Annotated in this window: 11 protein-coding genes; 6 read left to right on the top strand and 5 right to left on the bottom strand. The window is 60.4% G+C overall.

Annotated features, from left to right (window positions below):
• Positions 1-2: 2 nt before the first annotated feature.
• Positions 3-1,253, bottom strand: coding sequence for a lipoprotein-releasing ABC transporter permease subunit (locus tag CRO59_RS05615; protein ID WP_097088565.1), 1,251 nt, complete (start codon positions 1,251-1,253; stop codon positions 3-5).
• A gap of 94 nt (positions 1,254-1,347) precedes the next feature.
• Here CRO59_RS05615 and CRO59_RS05610 point away from each other — a divergent pair, with 94 nt between their 5' ends.
• Both CRO59_RS05610 and CRO59_RS05605 read left to right on the top strand, forming a co-directional pair.
• A complete protein-coding gene (locus CRO59_RS05610) occupies positions 1,348-1,929 on the top strand; it encodes a PilZ domain-containing protein (RefSeq protein WP_097088562.1) in 582 nt (193 codons plus the stop codon).
• Positions 1,930-1,943: 14 nt separating this feature from the next.
• Positions 1,944-2,666 (top strand): glycerophosphodiester phosphodiesterase family protein, encoded by a 723-nt coding sequence (locus CRO59_RS05605; RefSeq protein ID WP_008087738.1) that lies wholly within the window; start codon positions 1,944-1,946, stop codon positions 2,664-2,666.
• Positions 2,667-2,708: 42 nt separating this feature from the next.
• Here CRO59_RS05605 and sthA read toward each other — a convergent pair whose 3' ends face one another.
• The gene (gene sthA / locus CRO59_RS05600) at positions 2,709-4,103 is read right to left on the bottom strand and encodes a Si-specific NAD(P)(+) transhydrogenase (protein ID WP_003226580.1); all 1,395 of its coding nucleotides are present in this window, start codon (positions 4,101-4,103) and stop codon (positions 2,709-2,711) included.
• 197 nt (positions 4,104-4,300) lie between these two features.
• Positions 4,301-5,350 carry an FAD:protein FMN transferase gene (locus CRO59_RS05595; RefSeq protein WP_177408956.1) on the bottom strand — a complete coding sequence of 350 codons (1,050 nt, stop codon included), beginning with the start codon at positions 5,348-5,350 and terminating at the stop codon, positions 4,301-4,303.
• A 72-nt stretch (positions 5,351-5,422) separates the two neighbouring features.
• Between CRO59_RS05595 and CRO59_RS05590 the strand changes: the two genes are divergently transcribed.
• Positions 5,423-6,724, top strand: a complete 1,302-nt coding sequence (locus tag CRO59_RS05590) for an MFS transporter (RefSeq protein ID WP_096797170.1) — start codon at positions 5,423-5,425, stop codon at positions 6,722-6,724.
• A gap of 181 nt (positions 6,725-6,905) precedes the next feature.
• Here CRO59_RS05590 and CRO59_RS05585 read toward each other — a convergent pair whose 3' ends face one another.
• Positions 6,906-8,369 (bottom strand): glyceraldehyde-3-phosphate dehydrogenase, encoded by a 1,464-nt coding sequence (locus CRO59_RS05585; RefSeq protein ID WP_003226583.1) that lies wholly within the window; start codon positions 8,367-8,369, stop codon positions 6,906-6,908.
• Positions 8,370-8,723: 354 nt separating this feature from the next.
• On the opposite strand from CRO59_RS05585, the gene mfd reads away from it, so the two are divergent.
• Genes mfd through CRO59_RS05570 form a run of 3 tightly spaced genes read left to right on the top strand, consistent with a single transcriptional unit; the run spans position 8,724 to position 15,452 of the window.
• Positions 8,724-12,173 (top strand): transcription-repair coupling factor, encoded by a 3,450-nt coding sequence (gene mfd, locus CRO59_RS05580; RefSeq protein ID WP_097088558.1) that lies wholly within the window; start codon positions 8,724-8,726, stop codon positions 12,171-12,173.
• A 10-nt stretch (positions 12,174-12,183) separates the two neighbouring features.
• Complete coding sequence (locus tag CRO59_RS05575) at positions 12,184-12,750, top strand: CsiV family protein (RefSeq protein ID WP_097088556.1); 567 nt, start codon at positions 12,184-12,186, stop codon at positions 12,748-12,750.
• An 11-nt stretch (positions 12,751-12,761) separates the two neighbouring features.
• Positions 12,762-15,452, top strand: a complete 2,691-nt coding sequence (locus CRO59_RS05570) for a DEAD/DEAH box helicase (protein ID WP_097088554.1) — start codon at positions 12,762-12,764, stop codon at positions 15,450-15,452.
• Between the two features lie 125 nt (positions 15,453-15,577).
• Here the strand turns inward: CRO59_RS05570 and CRO59_RS05565 are convergent, their stop codons facing one another.
• Positions 15,578-18,871 carry a DEAD/DEAH box helicase gene (locus CRO59_RS05565; RefSeq protein ID WP_097088552.1) on the bottom strand — a complete coding sequence of 1,098 codons (3,294 nt, stop codon included), beginning with the start codon at positions 18,869-18,871 and terminating at the stop codon, positions 15,578-15,580.
• Position 18,872: the final 1 nt, after the last annotated feature.

The raw sequence follows: 18,872 nt of genomic DNA, 5'->3' as shown, positions 1-18,872 counted from the left end.
ACTCACTCATAACGTAGCGCCTCCGCCGGCTGGGTGCGCGCAGCACGCCAGGCGGGATACAGGGTGGCGAGGAAACTCAGGACCAACGCAGCGGCGCAGACCATGACCACGTCCTGGCTCTGCACCTGCGACGGCAGGTAATCGATGAAATACACATCGGCGTTGAGGAACTTGTGGCCGATCAGCCCTTCGAGGGCGGAAATCGCCGCACTGACGTTGAGCGCAGCGAAGATCCCGACCACGGCACCAATCGCCGTACCGACCACGCCGATCACGGTGCCCTGCACCATGAACGTGCGCATGATCGTCCCCGGCGTGGCGCCGAGGGTACGCAGAATGGCGATGTCGCTCTTCTTGTCATTTACCACCATCACCAGCGTGGAAATGATGTTGAACGCAGCCACCGCGACGATCAGCAGCAATAGCAGACCGATCATGGCTTTTTCCATGCGGATCGCCTGATACAGGTTGCCGTGGGTGCGGGTCCAGTCGCGGGCGAAGTAATGGTCTTCGCCCAACTGCTGGGCGATGGTCCAGGCCACGCGCGGCGCCTGGAACAGATCATCGAACTTCAACCGGATGCCCTGCACCTGATCAGGTTTCCAGCGGTGCATCTTCGCCAGATCCTGCAGGTTGGTGACGCCCAGATAGCCGTCCAGCTCACCGGCGCCGACATGGAAGATGCCGACCACGGTAAAGCGCTTCATGCGCGGGAACATCCCGGCCGGGGTCACGCTGACCTCCGGCGCGACGAAGGTGACTTTGTCACCGAGGCCCACGCCGAGCTTGGTCGCAGCCTTGTCGCCGATGACGATGCCGAAGCTGCCCGGCGTCAGGTCGTCGAGTTTGCCCTGCTTCATGAAGTTGTCGATGATCGACACATTGCGCTCGAGCGCGGGGTCGATGGCGTTGAGCAACACCTTGGATACCTGACCGTTGTTGGTCAGCAAACCCTGCATCTGGGTGAACGGCGCAACCGCCGTCACCTCAGGGTTGCGTTTGACCTTGGCGGCCAGGCTCTGCCAATCGTTGATCGGTTCGCCGGTTTCAAGAGTCGCGTGGGGCACCATGCCCAGCACGCGGGTGCGCATCTCATGATCGAAGCCGTTCATCACCGAAAGCACCACGATCATCACGATCACGCCGAGGGCGAGCCCGATCATCGAAGTCAGGGAAATGAATGACACAAAATGATTGCGACGCTTTGCACGGGTATAACGCGTGCCGATAAATACGAAGAGAGGTCTGAACATGTCGGGGCTTGTTCGGAGGGAAAAGGAACGTCCTTGTGGCGGGGGTCGATAACCAGCTTTACACTCAGACCACCGCCGCTACCATGGGTTCGCCATGTCGACATTAGATGAAGAAGATCGCCGCGAATACTACCGTATCGAGGACATGATCGCACTGGAAATTCGGCCCCTGTCCGCTCCCGAAGCCGCAGGCCAGGAAGTGTTGCAGGATGCTTCCCCGCTGTTCAACCTGCTCAGCGAACTGCACCTGAGCGAATTCGAGTCGCAGCACCTGTTACGCCAGATCAGCGAGCGCGACCGGGCGATCGCCGCGTTTCTCAAATCCCAGAACAAACGCGTCGACCTGCTCAGCCAGGTGGTCGCCCTGACCGTGCTCGGCCATATCGGCGAGCCACAACCGGTGATCATCTCCGAAGGCGGGATCGACTTTCAGCACCCGACCCCGATTGCCACTGGCGCGCACCTTTCGGTGAAACTGGTGCTGATGCCGCAGGCACTGGGCCTGCTGCTGCGCGCCCGCGTCACCCATTGCGACCGCAAGGGCGACGGCTACGACGTCGGCACCGAGTTCGAACACTTGACCGACGCCCAGCGCCAGTTGCTCGCCCGCTATATCTTGCAGAAACAGGCCCAGGAACGACGCCTGGCCCGTGAACAGAACGAATCAGGCATTTAAATTAAGGAAGCACCGTGACCCTCATCTACGGCCACCGCGGCGCCAAGGGCGAAGCACCGGAAAATACCCTGAGCAGTTTTCAGGAATGTCTCAAGCACGGCGTACGCCGTTGCGAACTGGATCTGCACCTGTCCAAGGACGGCGAGCTGATGGTGATCCACGACCCGACCCTCAAGCGCACCACCGATCGGCGCGGCAAGGTGGTCGAACACACCGCCGCCGAACTGGTGACCTACGACGCGCGTAAGGGCGGCCCGGGCTGGATCAAACCGTGCCCGATTCCGACCCTGGAAGAACTGTTCGAGCAGTGCGATTTCGAGCACTGGCAACTGGAAGTCAAAAGTGCTTCACGCACCCGCGCCGCGACTACCGTACTGGCGATTCGCGAAATGGCTCAGCGTCATGGCTTGCTGGACAAGGTCACCATCACTTCGAGCTCACGGGAAGTGCTGAAAGCGGCGCTGGACCTGGTGCCGGACGTGTCGCGTGGACTGGTGGCCGAATACGCCTGGCTCGACCCGCTAAAGGTCGCCGCCAGCTATGGCTGTGAGATTCTGGCTCTGAACTGGACGCTGTGTACGCCGGAACGCCTGCAGAAGGCGCAGCGTCAGGGGCTGCATGTCTCGGTGTGGACCGTCAACGAGCCTGCGCTGATGCGCAGACTCGCCGACTTCGGCGTTGACAGCCTGATTACAGACTTTCCCGGTTTGGCCACTGCCACCCTTGAGAATTGCTGAAATCGGTCTCCCCGGCCGGCTCAGGCCACCGGCCGGAGCCCGTCAAAAAAGCCGGTTGAGGCCGTCGTACGCTGCTACCCGATAGGCTTCGGCCATGGTCGGGTAGTTGAACGTGGTGTTGACGAAATACTTCAGGGTGTTCAACTCGCCCGGCTGGCTCATGATCGCCTGACCGATGTGCACGATCTCCGACGCCTGATAACCGAAGCAGTGGACGCCCAGCACTTCCAGGGTTTCACGGTGGAACAGGATCTTCAGCATGCCTTGCGGCTCGCCGGCGATCTGCGCACGCGCCATGCTCTTGAAGAACGCCTTGCCGACTTCGTACGGCACCTTGGCCTGGGTCAGCTCCTGCTCGTTCTTGCCGATCGAACTGATCTCCGGAATGGTGTAGATACCGGTCGGCACGTCATTCACAAAGCGCCAGCTGCCGTTATCGACGATGCTGCCGGCAGCCGAACGACCCTGGTCATGGGCGGCACTGGCCAGGCTCGGCCAGCCGATCACGTCGCCAGCGCCATAGATGTTCGGCACGCAGGTGCGGTAGGCCTCGTCGACTTCGATCTGGCCACGGCTGTTGACCTTGACCCCGATGTTTTCCAGACCGAGCTGGTCGGTGTTGCCGGTACGGCCGTTGCACCAGAGCAAGGCATCGGCCTTGATCTTCTTGCCGGACTTCAGGTGCAGGATAACCCCGTTATCGACGCCCTCAACGCGATCGTAATCTTCGTTGTGGCGCACGGTGATGTTGTTGTTGCTGAAGTGATAGCTCAACGCCTGGGAGATTTCCGAGTCGAGGAAGCTCAGCAACTGACCGCGGTTGTCCACCAGTTCAACCAATACACCCAGACCGCTGAAGATCGAGGCGTATTCACAGCCGATCACGCCGGCGCCGTAAACGATCAGTTTGCGCGGGGTGTGGCCGAGGCTGAGGATGGTGTCGCTATCGTAGATGCGCGGGTGATTGAAATCGATGTCCGCCGGGCGATACGGGCGCGAACCGGTGGCGATGATGATGTGCTTGGCCACCAGCTTCTCGACCACGCCGTTGGCGCAGACCACTTCGATGGTTTGCTCGTCGGCGAAGCTGCCGGTGCCGAAGAACACGTCGACGCGGTTACGAGCGTAGTAGCCAGTGCGCGAAGCGACTTGTTTGGAAATGACTTTCTCGGCGCTTTTCAACACGTCCGGGAAGGAGAACCAGCGTGGCTCGCCGATCGCCCGGAACATCGGGTTGGTGTTGAACTGCATGATCTGCCGCACCGAGTGACGCAGGGCCTTGGACGGGATGGTTCCCAGGTGGGTGCAGTTGCCGCCGACCTGGCGACGGCTGTCGACCATTGCCACCTTGCGCCCCGCTTTGGCGGCGTTCATTGCCGCGCCTTCTCCCGCCGGGCCGGAACCCAACACCACCACGTCGTAGTTGTAGACAGCCATGCGTACTCCTCAGAACAGGCCGCGGTGCCAGCAGCACCGACGGCTAAATCACGCCGAATCGCGGCGCGAAGGAACAATTGGGGGTCAGTAAAGAACCCGGATACAGTCTATAGAAGCGTCAACGCCGCGCACATTAACCCTTGGTCGCGTCGTAGGCTACTTTTGCCTGCACTACAACGCCAGCTTTCGTACTGTTTTCAGTCAACTTTTAGGTGACTGAGGCGCTCGAAAGCTGCACTGGTGCGGATAACAAAACCTGTATCGGCACGAATCACGAAGAATGCACCAATGTCGTGTTTTTCGGCATAGTCCCAAGCCCTTTCAGGCCCGAGAATCAGCAACAGCGTCGATAGTCCATCGGCCATCAACGCTGAAGGATGAATCACCGTGACTGACGCCAGGTTGTGTAGGACCGGTGCCCCGCTCCGCGCATCGAAGGTGTGGGAATAACGCCGGCCACCTTGCAGGAAATAGTTACGGTAATCACCGGAGGTGGAAACCCCGTAGCCGTCGACCTGAATGATCCGTTCGGCCACCTGTTGATCGTCTCGCGGCTCTTCCAGCGCAATACGCCAGGATGAGCCATCAAGCTTCTTGCCCTTGGCCTTTAGTTCACCGGTGGCTTCGGCGAGATAGTCATGGATGCCCATCGACTCGAGCCTGGCGGCGATGGTGTCGACCGCGTAACCGGCGGCGATGCTGTTGAAGTCGACTTCGACAGCGGCGTCCTTGCACAAGCGGTCGCCGTCGATATGCAAATGGCGGTAGCCGACTCGCTGCAGGGTTTCGGCCAGCGCGGCGGAGTCGGGGACTTTCTCTTCACGCCCTTGTGGGCCGAACCCCCACAGGTTCATCAGCGGTTCGACAGTCAGGTCGTAGGAACCTTCGCTTTGCTCCGACAGCTGTTCGCCGACACGGACCAATTCGAGCACGGCAGCCGGCATGGTCTGACAGCTGTTCGCTGGCAAGGCATTGAAGCGTTCAATATCGGAGTCATTGCGGTAGGTCGACATCTGCCGATCCACTTCCGCGAGGATAGCCTCCACTTCCCGGCGAACTTGCGCCGGTTCGGCAACACCGGCGTGTCGCACGTACTTGATCGAATACGTGCTGCCCATGGTCGGCCCCCCAAAGCTTTCCATGGACTCACCGTTGCCACAGGCAGCGAGGACAACCGCCACACTCACAAGCCAAACCCACCGTCCAGTGAACAATTCTTCATCTCCCCATAAAAGCGCGCCAGCCATTATGGATCAAAGGCCCGCACGCTCCCCAACGGATGCAACGCGTCATAAGAAACCAATAATGAGTAACTGAAAATGTCCTCGACCACGGGCAAAGGCAAAGCGATTTTTCGCGTTGTCAGCGGCAATTTTCTCGAGATGTTCGACTTTATGGTCTATGGCTTCTACGCCACGGCCATCGCCAAAACCTTCTTCCCGGCCGACAGCGCCTTCGCTTCCCTGATGCTTTCCCTGGCCACCTTCGGTGCCGGCTTCCTGATGCGTCCGCTGGGCGCGATCTTCCTTGGTGCCTACATTGACCGCCACGGTCGTCGCCAGGGCCTGATCATTACCCTTGCGTTGATGGCCGCCGGTACGATCCTGATCGCCTGCGTGCCGGGCTATGCCACTCTGGGTGTCGCAGCGCCGTTGATCGTGCTGTTCGGTCGCTTGCTGCAAGGCTTCTCGGCCGGCGTCGAGCTAGGCGGTGTTTCGGTGTATCTGGCGGAAATCGCTACGCCGGGCCGCAAAGGCTTTTTCGTCAGTTGGCAGTCCGCCAGCCAGCAGGCGGCGGTGGTGTTTGCCGGCCTGCTCGGTGTTGGCCTCAACCACTGGCTGAGCCCGGAACAGATGGGTGACTGGGGCTGGCGCGTGCCGTTCCTGATCGGCTGCATGATTGTTCCGGTGATCTTCGTCATTCGTCGTTCGCTGGAGGAAACCCCGGAATTCCAGGCGCGCAAACATCGCCCTACCCTGCGGGAAATCGTCCGCTCAATCGGTCAGAACTTTGGCATCGTCATCGCCGGCATGGCGCTGGTGGTGATGACCACGGTTTCGTTCTACCTCATCACCGCCTACACCCCGACCTTCGGCAAGGCTGAACTGCATCTGTCGGATTTCGACGCGCTGCTGGTGACCGTGTGCATCGGTCTGTCGAACTTCTTCTGGCTGCCGGTGATGGGCGCGGTGTCCGACAAGATCGGGCGCAAACCCCTACTGCTGGCGGCGACCATTCTGGCGATCCTGACCGCCTACCCAGCGCTGTCGTGGCTGGTGGCGAACCCGAGTTTCAGTCATCTGCTGATCGTCGAACTGTGGCTGTCGTTCCTGTACGGTTCGTACAACGGCGCGATGGTCGTGGCTCTGACCGAAATCATGCCGGTGGAAGTGCGCACCACCGGATTCTCGCTGGCCTATAGCCTGGCGACGGCGACCTTTGGTGGCTTCACGCCAGCAGCCTGTACTTATCTGATCCATGTGCTGGACAACAAGGCTGCGCCGGGGATCTGGCTCAGCGGTGCGGCGGTACTGGGGTTGATTGCGACGCTGGTGCTGTTCCGTGGCAACAAACATGAACTGCGGACTGCGCAAGCGGCCGTGGCAGGTGGCGCCCGATAAAACGCCTTCGGGAGCAAGCCCCCTCCCACAAGGACCGGTGGTGCCAACATGATTGTGTGAACACCGCCAAACCTGTGGGAGGGGGCTTGCTCCCGAAGAGGCCGGTACAGGCAATAAAGATTCAGCAGGCATAAAAAAACGCCCCGACCTAAGTCGGGGCGTTTTCATTTGCAGCGAAGGCTTAGCGCGGGAACGCTGGCGGGTTTACACCGGCCATGTCTTCCATCACGCGAACCACCTGGCAGCTGTAGCCGAACTCGTTGTCGTACCAGACGTACAGAACAACGCGGTTGTCCTGAACGATGGTCGCTTCAGCGTCGACCACACCGGCGTGACGCGAACCCACGAAGTCAGTGGACACCACTTCCTGCGAGTTGACGAAGTCGATTTGCTTGTGCAGATCGGAGTGCAGCGCCATGTAGCGCAGGTACTCGTTCATCTCTTCACGGCTGGCGGCTTTCTCAAGGTTCAGGTTGAGAATGGCCATCGACACGTTTGGCGTCGGAACGCGGATCGCGTTACCGGTCAGCTTGCCGGCCAGCTCAGGCAGAGCCTTGGCAGCAGCGGTGGCAGCACCGGTTTCGGTGATGACCATGTTCAGCGCGGCGGAACGGCCACGGCGATCGCCCTTGTGGAAGTTGTCGATCAGGTTCTGGTCGTTGGTGTACGAGTGAACGGTTTCGACGTGACCGTTGATGATGCCGAACTTGTCGTTCACAGCCTTCAGCACCGGCACGATGGCGTTGGTGGTGCAGGAAGCGGCGGACACGATCTTGTCGTCAGCGGTGATTTCGTTGTGGTTGATACCGTGAACGATGTTCTTCAGCTTGCCTTTGCCAGGCGCGGTCAGAACAACGCGAGCGACACCCGGGCATTGCAGGTGCTGACCCAGGCCATCGGCGTCGCGCCATACACCGGTGTTGTCCACCAGCAGCGCGTCTTTGATGCCGTACTGGGTGTAATCCACCTCGGTCGGGTTCTTCGCGTAGATCACCTGGATCAGGTTACCGTTGGCGGTGATGGTGTTGTTTTCTTCGTCGATGACGATGGTGCCGTTGAACGGACCGTGTACCGAATCGCGACGCAGCAGGCTGGCGCGCTTGGTCAGGTCGTTTTCGGCGCCTTTGCGCACGACGATGGCACGCAGACGCAGACCGTCGCCACCACCGGTTTTCTCGATCAGGATGCGCGCCAGCAGACGGCCGATACGACCGAAGCCGTACAGCACAACGTCAGTGCCTTTGCGGGCCGAAGCGTTTTGCTGACCAACCACGTCAGCCAGTTCTTCACGCACGAACTGCTCGGCGCTGCGGCCATTGCCTTCGCTGCGGAATTTGAACGCCAACTTGCCCAGGTCTACCGAAGCCGCGCCGAGCTTGAGCTCGCTCATGGCTTTCAGCAGAGGGAATGTTTCGTGGACGGAGAGTTCGCTATCGTCGGAGGAACGGTGGCGAGCAAAGCGGTGAGCTTTGAGAATCGCGATGACAGACTGGTTGATCAGGCTGCGGCCATAGATCGAGCTCACCACGTTGTTATTGCGGTAGAGCTGACCGATAAGCGGAATCATCGCTTCTGCGAGTGCTTCACGGTCGATCCATTCACCAAGACACTGGTCGGGCTTCTGAGTCACGGGAACCTTCCACATGTAGGGGCAGAAAAAAGGGGCTACATTATGCCGCCGAGAACCTCTTGTAGCAATGCGCGCTTGTCGCGCAATCGGTAACAAAATTCCGTTCAAAAAAATTACGCCCCGCGCCAGCCCAGTAAAACCGGGGCTTCCAGCGCAGTCAATTTTTCGACGACTGTTAGACGATGTCTGTAACCCTCCGTAACACCAGTCGATTTCGACACTACATAACCACTAAAAAAGTGCTCGTTTTTATGGTTACCACTACATTTTGCGCAAACCGCGAAGATAGACGCAGTCTGCAACTGACAGCCGGCACCGGACGCCGCTACAATTACCGACTTTGTCGCAAAGCCTGGAGCTCAACCTTCCGTGCCCGTTCTGCGTCTACCGCTTCTCCCTGCCGCGGCAGGTAAACAGCATTGGGGCAACCTGCCCGGTGCTGCCCTCAGCCTGGCGATTGCCGAGGCTGCCAGCGCTGCCAAGCGCTTCACCCTGCTACTGACCGCCGACAGCCAGAGTGCCGAACGGCTGGAACAGGAGCTGAGTTTCTTCGCCCCGGATTTGCCCGTGCTGCATTTCCCCGACTGGGAAACCCTGCCGTACGATCTGTTCTCGCCGCACCAGGACATCATTTCCCAGCGCATTGCCAGCCTTTATAGACTGCCGGAGCTGGCGCACGGCGTGCTGGTGGTGCCGATCACCACCGCCCTGCACCGCCTGGCGCCGACCAAGTTCCTGCTCGGCAGCAGTCTGGTGCTGGATGTCGGGCAGAAGCTCGATGTCGAACAGATGCGCTCGCGCCTTGAGGCCAGCGGCTATCGCTACGTCGATACGGTCTACGAGCACGGCGAGTTCACCGTACGCGGCGCGCTGATCGACCTGTTCCCGATGGGCAGCAAACTGCCCTATCGCATCGACCTGTTCGACGACGAAATCGAAACCCTGCGCACCTTCGATCCGGAAAACCAGCGCTCCATCGACAAGGTCGATTCGGTCAAGCTGCTGCCGGCCCGAGAGTTCCCGCTGCAGAAAGATGCGGTCACCCGCTTCAAGGCGCGCTTTCGCGAGCGTTTCGATGTCGACTTCCGACGCTGCCCGATCTTCCAGGACTTGAGCAGCGGCATCACCCCAGCCGGTATCGAGTACTACCTGCCGCTGTTCTTCGACGAAACCTCGACACTGTTCGATTACCTGCCGCAGGACACTCAAGTGTTCTCGCTGCCGGGTATCGAACAAGCGGCAGAAAATTTCTGGAACGACGTGCGCAATCGCTACGAAGAGCGCCGCGTCGATCCATCGCGCCCTCTATTGCCGCCTGCGGAATTGTTCCTGCCGGTGGAAGACTGCTTCGCCCGCCTCAAGAGCTGGCCACGGGTCGTCGCCAGTCAGCAGGACGTCGAATCCGGTGCCGGTCGCGAGCGCTTCCCGGCGCAGGCACTGCCAAACCTGGCGATCGAAGCCAAGGCCACACAACCACTGGCGGCGCTCTCGACATTCCTCGACGAATTCCCCGGACGCGTGCTGTTCACCGCCGAATCCGCGGGCCGGCGTGAAGTCCTGCTGGAGCTGCTGGAACGCCTGAAGCTGCGGCCGAAAACCGTCGACAGCTGGCCGGACTTCGTTTCGAGCAAGGATCGCCTGGCGATCACCATCGCGCCGCTCGACGAGGGCTTGATGCTCGATGAGCCGGCGCTGGCGCTGGTGGCGGAGAGCCCGTTGTTCGGTCAGCGCGTCATGCAGCGTCGTCGCCGGGAAAAACGCGCCGACGCCAACAACGATGCAGTGATCAAAAACCTTACCGAACTGCGCGAAGGCGCGCCGGTGGTGCACATCGATCACGGTGTAGGGCGTTATCTGGGCCTGACGATTCTGGAAATCGACAACCAGGCTGCAGAATTCCTCACTCTGGAATATGCGGAGAACGCCAAGCTCTACGTGCCAGTGGCCAACCTGCACCTGATCGCGCGTTACACCGGCAGCGATGACTCACTGGCGCCGCTGCACCGCCTCGGCTCCGAGACCTGGCAGAAAGCCAAGCGCAAGGCCGCCGAACAGGTGCGCGATGTCGCTGCTGAATTGCTCGACATCTATGCCCGTCGTGCCGCCCGCGAAGGCTACGCGTTTGCCGACCCGAAAGCCGATTACGCGACCTTCAGCGCCGGTTTCCCGTTCGAAGAAACCCCGGACCAGCAAGCGACCATCGAAGCGGTGCGCGAAGACATGCTCGCGCCAAAGCCGATGGATCGTCTGGTCTGCGGCGACGTCGGTTTCGGCAAGACCGAAGTGGCGATGCGCGCCGCGTTCATCGCCGTGCACGGCGGGCGTCAGGTGGCGATTCTGGTGCCGACCACCCTGCTCGCCCAGCAACATTACAACAGCTTCCGCGACCGCTTCGCCGACTGGCCGGTGACCGTGGAAGTGATGAGCCGCTTCAAATCGGCCAAGGAAGTCAACGCGGCGATCGCCGATCTGGCGGAAGGCAAGATCGACATCGTCATCGGCACGCACAAGCTGCTGTCCGACGATGTGAAGATCAAAAACCTGGGTCTGGTGATCATCGACGAAGAACACCGTTTCGGTGTGCGGCAGAAAGAACAGCTCAAGGCCCTGCGCAGCGAAGTCGACATTCTCACCCTGACCGCCACGCCGATTCCGCGCACGCTGAACATGGCGGTGTCGGGCATGCGTGATCTGTCGATCATCGCCACGCCGCCGGCGCGCCGCCTGTCGGTGCGCACCTTCGTCATGGAGCAGAACAAGAGCACGGTCAAAGAGGCCCTGCTGCGTGAACTGCTGCGCGGTGGTCAGGTTTACTACCTGCACAACGACGTCAAAACAATCGAGAAGTGCGCGGCGGATCTCGCCGAACTGGTGCCGGAAGCGCGGATCGGCATCGGCCACGGACAGATGCGTGAACGCGAACTCGAACAGGTGATGAGCGACTTCTATCACAAGCGCTTCAACGTGCTGATTGCCTCGACCATCATCGAGACCGGCATCGACGTGCCGAGCGCCAACACCATCATCATCGAGCGCGCCGACAAGTTCGGTCTGGCGCAATTGCACCAGTTGCGCGGACGCGTCGGCCGCAGTCACCACCAGGCTTACGCATACCTGCTAACCCCGCCGCGCCAGCAAATCACTTCGGACGCGGAAAAGCGTCTGGAAGCGATTGCCAACACCCAGGATCTGGGCGCCGGTTTCGTGCTGGCGACCAACGACCTGGAAATCCGTGGCGCCGGCGAACTGCTGGGCGACGGCCAGAGTGGGCAGATTCAGGCCGTGGGCTTCACGCTGTACATGGAAATGCTCGAGCGCGCGGTGAAGTCGATCCGCAAGGGCGAGCAACCGAATCTCGATCAACCGCTCGGCGGTGGCCCGGAGGTCAACCTGCGCGTGCCTGCGCTGATTCCGGAAGACTATCTGCCGGACGTTCACGCCCGCCTGATTCTGTACAAGCGCATCGCTTCGGCCACCGACGAGGAAGGCCTGAAGGATCTGCAAGTGGAGATGATCGATCGTTTCGGCCTGCTGCCGGAGCCGACCAAGAATCTGGTGCGCATCACTGCGCTGAAGTTGCAGGCCGAACAGCTGGGCATCAAGAAAGTCGACGGTGGCCCGCAGGGTGGACGCATCGAGTTCGCCGCGCAGACGCCGGTCGACCCGATGACCTTGATCAAACTGATCCAGACTCAGCCAAAACGCTACAAATTCGAAGGCGCCACGATGTTCAAGTTCCAGGTGCCGATGGAACGCCCGGAAGAGCGCTTTAATACTGTAGAGGCGCTGTTCGAGCGCCTCCTCCCGAAAACTGTTTGAAGGACGCCGCATGCGCCTGTTTCGCTCACTGACTTTGCTACTTGCCTTGGTAGCCCCTTCGGTTTTCGCCGATGACCTGTATCAGGTCGAAATGATTCTGGTGCGCCAGAACGCCGTGCCGGCTATCGTCAGCCGCGCCGCCCCGGAAGACTGGGCCGCCGGCGCTCAACGCCTGGGTGATGACAGCCTGCGCACACCTGCGCTCGGCGACGTTGCCAGCAAACTCACCGCCAGCGGTGATTACAGTGTGCTGATGCACAAGGCCTGGCAGCAGACCCTCGGCGAAGCGCCGACCAAGGTGGCCGTCAGCGACGGCAAGGAACAGTTCGGCCAGTTCCCGATCGAGGGCACGCTGGAAATGAAACTCGGACGCTTTACCGACGTGAACGCCGACTTCTGGGTCAACCAGATCGACGCCAACGGCATGGTCACTGCCAGCGAACACCTGAAACAGGACAGCCACACCAAAAACGGCCAGCTCAACTATCTCGACAACGGCCACCTGGCGCTGCTGATCAAGATCACGTCCCTGACGGCGCCCGCCCCTCGGCAAGCCCCTGAAGCGATTCCGGACTGATCGAAGTCCTTATGTCCCCGCCCCTGAGTAAACCGTTGGCACCCTCCTGGGTCAGCCGATTCAAGGAACAGAGCCTGGAGCGTGGCCGCCGCTACGCCCTGGAGAACCGGGTACGCATCGCGCAGGTGGGCGATGCGACCATCACCGCCAGTTGCGAAGGCTCTGGCGGTAACGTCTACCGTCAGACCATTCACTTGCGCGAGTCAGCCAAAGACACCCTGTTGCTGGTTGACGCCACCTGCACCTGCCCGGTGCGCAATAACTGCAAACACTGCGCCGCAGTACTCCTGCAAGTGCAGGAAACCCTCGAATACCCTGCCGCCGCCAAAGACGCCGAACTGCTGGAAAAACTCCAGGCTGTTCTGGAAAACCGCAGCCCCAAGGCGCCGCCGCAAGTGCTGGTGGACAACGTGCAACCGCTGCCGCGCCTGTGGCTGGCCAGCGTCGAGTTCAGCGCGTTCGAGCCGCGCAACGGCAAGATGCAGCGCTACATCCAGCATCGGGCGGCGCTGTCGTTCAGCTATCTGGATGAGTACGTCAGCGGGCAGAAAAACAGCGATATTTTGATTCGCCAGGAAACCCAGACCCTGCGGATAAAACGCCATCCGGAAGTGGAACAGTCCTACCGCGAACAGTTAAGAATCCTCGGCTTCCGTATCGCCACGCGCCAGAGCAAAGCGCTGCCGGAAAGCGCCGGCGAGCTGTACGAGATGGTCAACGACAGCGCCTGGCTGACGTTTACCCTCAACGAACTGCCGAAGCTGCGCACCCAAGGTTGGGAATTGCAGATCGACGAGGAATTCGGTTTCGACCTGACCGCCGTCGACGACTGGTACGCCACCGTCGAACAGGCGCCGGAGCGCGACTGGTTCGATCTGGAATTGGGGATCATCGTCAATGGTGAACGCCTGAGCCTGCTGCCGATCCTGCTCAACCTGATGCGCTCGCACACGGAAATCCTCAACCCGGAACGCCTGGCGCGGCGCCGCGATGACGAGCTGATACTGGTCAATGTGCCGCAACGCAACAGTGAGCACGGGCCGCTGCAAGTGGCGCTGCCCCTTGGCCGACTAAAACCGGTACTGGCAACGCTGGGCGAGTTCTACCTGCAGGAGCCGGGCGAAACCACCCTGCGCCTGAGTAAGGCCGATGCCACACGCCTCAACTCGCTGGAAGGCATTCCCCTGCTGTGGGAGGGCGGCGAACAGATTCGAAGTTTCGCCCAACGCCTGCGCGACATCCGCGACTACAGCGCGAAAGCGCCGGAAGGCTTGAACGCGACGTTGCGTCCCTATCAGCTCGAAGGCTTGAGCTGGATGCAGTCCCTGCGTCAGCTTGAGGTCGGCGGGATTCTGGCGGACGACATGGGTCTGGGTAAAACCTTACAGACCCTGGCGCATATTCTCAGTGAGAAAAACGCCGGGCGTCTGGATCGACCGTGCATGGTGGTGATGCCCACCAGCCTGATCCCGAACTGGCTCGACGAAGCCGCGCACTTCACGCCGCAACTGAAAGTGGTCGCGCTGTACGGTGCCGGCCGCAAAAAGCATTTCGAGCATCTGGCCGACTTCGACCTGATCCTGACCACCTATGCACTGCTGCCCAAGGACGTCGAACGGCTGGCACAACAGCCGCTGCACGTTCTGGTGCTCGACGAAGCGCAGTACATCAAGAACCCTAACAGCAAGGCCGCGCAGGCCGCTCGCGAACTCAACGCGCGCCAGCGCCTGTGCCTGAGTGGCACACCGCTGGAAAACCACCTCGGCGAGTTGTGGTCGTTGTTCCACTTTTTGCTGCCGGGCTGGTTGGGCGATGTCAAAAGCTTCAATGCCGACTACCGCGTGCCGATCGAAAAGCGCGCCAGCGAAGTCAGGCTGCAGCACCTCAATGGGCGGATAAAACCGTTTCTGCTGCGCCGCACCAAGGAACAGGTGGCCACCGAACTGCCGCCCAAAACCGAGATCATCCACTGGGTCGATCTCAATGAGGCGCAGCGCGACGTGTACGAAACCATGCGCCTGGCGATGGACAAGAAAGTCCGCGACGAGATCACTCGCAAAGGCGTGGCGCGTAGCCAGATCATCATTCTTGAAGCCCTGCTCAAGCTGCGTCAGGTCTGCTGCGATCTGCGCCTGGTCAACGACGCCACCCTGCCCGCCCGTGGCAGCAGCTCGGGCAAGCTCGACAGCCTGATGGAAATGCTCGAAGAGTTGTTCGAAGAAGGTCGGCGGATTCTATTGTTCTCGCAGTTCACCTCGATGCTGTCACTGATCGAGGACGAACTGAAGAAACGCAACGTTGCCTACGCCTTGTTGACTGGCCAGACCCGCGATCGGCGCACGCCGGTGAAGGAATTCCAGAGCGGCAAGCGTCAGATTTTTCTGATCAGCCTGAAGGCCGGCGGCGTCGGCTTGAACCTGACCGAAGCGGATACGGTGATCCATTACGATCCGTGGTGGAACCCGGCGACCGAGAACCAGGCAACCGACCGCGCCTATCGAATCGGTCAGGAAAAACCGGTGTTCGTCTACAAGATGATTGCCCGGGGCACAGTGGAAGAGAAGATTCAGCACCTGCAGAAGGAAAAGTCTGACTTGGCAGCGGGCGTGCTGGATGGGCGCAAGGCCGGGGACTGGAAGTTGCAGAGCGATGATATTGAAGCGCTGTTTGCGCCGTTGCCGGATAAGCTCGACAAGCGCTGAGATTTGCAGTGTTTGCTAGATAGCTTTCGCGAGCAAGCCCGCTCCCGCAGTTGGATCGCATTTCCCCTTGTGGGAGCGAGCCTGCTCGCGAACGGATCACCTCAGTTGAAGGTTCAAACTGAAGCTTACTGCCTGGAAGCGGGCAACGGCGCAAACAGCGCTTCGATATCACTCTGTTCCAGTTTGAATCCACCCGTCGTACCACCTTCAAGCACCGCCCCGGCCAGCGCAGCCTTCTCCTGCTGCAGCGCCTGGATTTTTTCCTCCACGGTACCTTTGGCAATCAACTTGTAAACAAACACCGGATTGTTCTGCCCGATACGATAAGCGCGATCAGTTGCCTGATTCTCCACTGCCGGGTTCCACCACGGGTCGAAGTGGATCACCGTGTCCGCAGCCGTCAGGTTCAGACCGGTACCGCCAGCCTTGAGGCTGATGAGGAACAACGGCACCTTGCCGCCCTGGAAATTCTTGACTGGCGTGCGCCGGTCGGTGGTGTCGCCAGTCAGCAACGAATAACCGATAGCGCGCTGCTGCAACTCCTGCTCGATCAGCGCCAGCATCGAGGTGAACTGGGAGAACAGCAGGATGCGCCGACCTTCGCCGAGCAACTCTTCGAGCATCTCCATCAGGCTGATCAGCTTGCCGCTGCCCGAGCGCAATGCCTTCGCCGTGAGAGGCATGTTGATCAAGCGCAGATCGCAGCAGACCTGACGCAGCTTGAGCAAGGCATCAAGAATGATGATTTGACTGCGCGCCACACCGCTGCGGGCAATTTCATCGCGCACTTTTTTGTCCATCGCCACGCGCACCGTTTCATAGACGTCGCGCTGGCCGTCGCTGAGTTCAACCCAATGGATGATTTCGGTTTTCGGCGGCAGCTCAGTGGCGACCTGATCTTTCTTGCGACGCAGCAGAAACGGCTTGATGCGCGCCGTCAGGTGCTGCATGCGCTGGACATTGCCATGCTTCTCGATCGGTGTGCGGTAATCGCGGTTGAAGGATTTGCTGTCGCCCAGCCAGCCAGGCATGAGGAAATGAAACTGCGACCACAGCTCGCCGAGATGGTTTTCCAGTGGCGTGCCGCTCAGACACAAGCGCTGACGGGCCTGCAAGTCACGTGCGGCCTGCGCCGCTTTGCTCAGCGGGTTCTTGATGTTCTGCGCTTCGTCGAGAATCAGCACGCTCCACGACTGCGGCCGCAACGTTTCAAGATCCCTGGGCAGCAAGGCGTAAGTGGTCAGCACCAAGTCGTATTCGGCGAGATTGGCGAAGTCTTTTTGCCGCCCGGCCCCATGCAGCGCCAGGACCTTCAACTGAGGCGTGAAGCGCTGGGCCTCGTCGAGCCAGTTGGGAATCAGGCTGGTCGGCATCACCGCCAGTGCCGGGCAATCGAGGCGACCAGCGTGCTTTTCCGTGAGCAGATGCGCCAGGGTCTGCAGGGTTTTGCCCAAGCCCATGTCATCGCCAAGAATGCCGCCGACCTCCAGCTCCCGCAGAGTCTGCATCCAGCCAAGGCCTTCGAGCTGATATGGGCGCAGTTGCGCATTAAGGCCGGCCGGCGCACCAATATGGGTGTGACTGGAATTGTGCAGCCGCTTGGCAAAAGTGCGCAGGCGTTCGCCGCCCTGCCATTCCAGTGGCATGCCATCGAGCATACTCAGGCGCGCGGCGTCTGGAGCAGTCAAGCGCAGCGCATCGCCCTGATGTCCGCCCAGGTACAGCTCGCCCAGCGTCGCCATCAGCGGTTTGACCCGACTCAGCGGCAACGCCACCTTGGCGCCTGCCGGGTCGCCAAAACCGCTGGGCTTGAGTTCGATCAGGAGTTTTTCGTCGTCGCTGCGTTGCGCCAGATTCGCCGGGTCGAGCAAACGTGGCTGGGTGCGCAACAGATGCAGAAGGATCGGCAACAAGCTGTAGCGCTCGCCATTGACGACGATGCCCAGTTGCAGATCAAACCATTGATGCCCGGCCTCTTCTTCGACCTCCGCGTACCAGTGTTCGACCGGCTGCACATCGAAATGGAAGCCGGGACTGATTTCGATTTCCCAGTCCGCGGCGCGCAGTGTGGCAAGCCCTTCATGCATGAATCCGAGCCAGGCGGAATCATCCGGCAAGGTGAACATCTCGCCGAGACGATCCATAGCGCTCTTGCGCGTGGCTTTTTTGAAGCCGAGCTTTTGCAGGCTCTGGCGCAGCTTCTTTTCCATCGCAGGCTGGCGTCGAATGCGCTGGGTTTCAGTGCCATTGAGGATCATCACTTCCGGATTACGATCCACCGCCGGATGACCGTTGTAGGTAAACACCAGAGCGGCGCGGTGCTCCAGAACGTATTCCCAGCGCGAACGCTCCCGGCCGCTGACCAAGGTCAGTTGCGGCTGCGGAAGCACGTCATCGATGATTCGTTCGGTGAGCTTGTGCGGCGGCGGGATTTTGGTCATCGCGCTCATGCGATGGCTGAACTGCATCGCCTGACGCGCCGGGATGTCTGGGGCGAGGGTCAAATGGCAGGCCAGTTTTTCTTCCAACTCACTGAACAGAGGGCCAACCTGTCGCTGCTCACGATCGATGTAATAAAGCGGCTCCAGCGCCAGCACGGTTTCCTGCGCAGCCTCGGCACTGCTCCACTGGGCGCGGAACCCACCATCGGCCTGCTCGGCCCAAGAGAACAGACCCATGCGTTTCGCGCCCGGCGTCAGTGGCTGCAAGTTTTCGAAGTCGAGGAACAGGCGCGAGGTGCGCAGGAGCATTTCCAGCAGTTCCGCGCCACTGCTGCCTTCCAGCGGATAGCCGCTGTAATAGGCGTGATGGGAATGCATGGCGACCAACAGCCTGGCAACGCGCAGATCCAGGTCGGACAGATAACCGGGCTGACGCATGAGCATGTCCGACAGCGAATACATCGGTTTTACTTCGCGTAACTCGCCGCTCTTGAGCTGATAGACCTTGAAAATATCAAGCAACCACTTGCCGTTCGCAGACGTGGGTTTGAGTTTGTAAAACAGGCGCGTGCCCGCGGTTTGCGCCCCTTCGTCGACGGGCCTGGCCGGGACGGGGACTGTCGAAAGCCAATGCTCCAGCGCCCGACCCAAGGGGATCTGTGCGTCACCTTCGGACGTATCGTCGTCAATGCCCTGTAGGTGATAGAGCACCGCCGCGCAGTGCTTGCAATCAATCGCGACGGGGCAGGTGCATAAGCAACGCAAATTAACCGATCCCAGGCGATCATCGGACAGGTAGATGCTTTGTTCATACGCCTGTGTTTCCGAACCGACGCAGAACGCCTCGATTTTCCTGTCATCGATCTCGATGATCTCTACCCGATCATCGGCAGCATAAGCGCGGGCCTTGGCCAACGCCTTGCTACTGAATGCGTGAGTCCATGCCAGCCCTTTAAGCCGCTCGATGAAACTGCTCATG

The organism is Pseudomonas sp. LAMO17WK12:I5, from assembly GCF_900215165.1.
Taxonomy (GTDB): domain Bacteria; phylum Pseudomonadota; class Gammaproteobacteria; order Pseudomonadales; family Pseudomonadaceae; genus Aquipseudomonas; species Aquipseudomonas putida_A.
This window is presented reverse-complemented; position numbering and strand designations above follow the sequence as displayed.

Coding starts and splice junctions, on each gene's coding strand:
- CRO59_RS05615 (WP_097088565.1), bottom strand. CDS start 1,253: ATGTTCAGACCTCTCTTCGTATTTATCGGCACGCGTTATACCCGTGCA.
- CRO59_RS05610 (WP_097088562.1), top strand. CDS start 1,348: ATGTCGACATTAGATGAAGAAGATCGCCGCGAATACTACCGTATCGAG.
- sthA (WP_003226580.1), bottom strand. CDS start 4,103: ATGGCTGTCTACAACTACGACGTGGTGGTGTTGGGTTCCGGCCCGGCG.
- CRO59_RS05595 (WP_177408956.1), bottom strand. CDS start 5,350: ATGGCTGGCGCGCTTTTATGGGGAGATGAAGAATTGTTCACTGGACGG.
- CRO59_RS05590 (WP_096797170.1), top strand. CDS start 5,423: ATGTCCTCGACCACGGGCAAAGGCAAAGCGATTTTTCGCGTTGTCAGC.
- CRO59_RS05585 (WP_003226583.1), bottom strand. CDS start 8,369: ATGTGGAAGGTTCCCGTGACTCAGAAGCCCGACCAGTGTCTTGGTGAA.
- CRO59_RS05575 (WP_097088556.1), top strand. CDS start 12,184: ATGCGCCTGTTTCGCTCACTGACTTTGCTACTTGCCTTGGTAGCCCCT.
- CRO59_RS05570 (WP_097088554.1), top strand. CDS start 12,762: ATGTCCCCGCCCCTGAGTAAACCGTTGGCACCCTCCTGGGTCAGCCGA.
- CRO59_RS05565 (WP_097088552.1), bottom strand. CDS start 18,871: ATGAGCAGTTTCATCGAGCGGCTTAAAGGGCTGGCATGGACTCACGCA.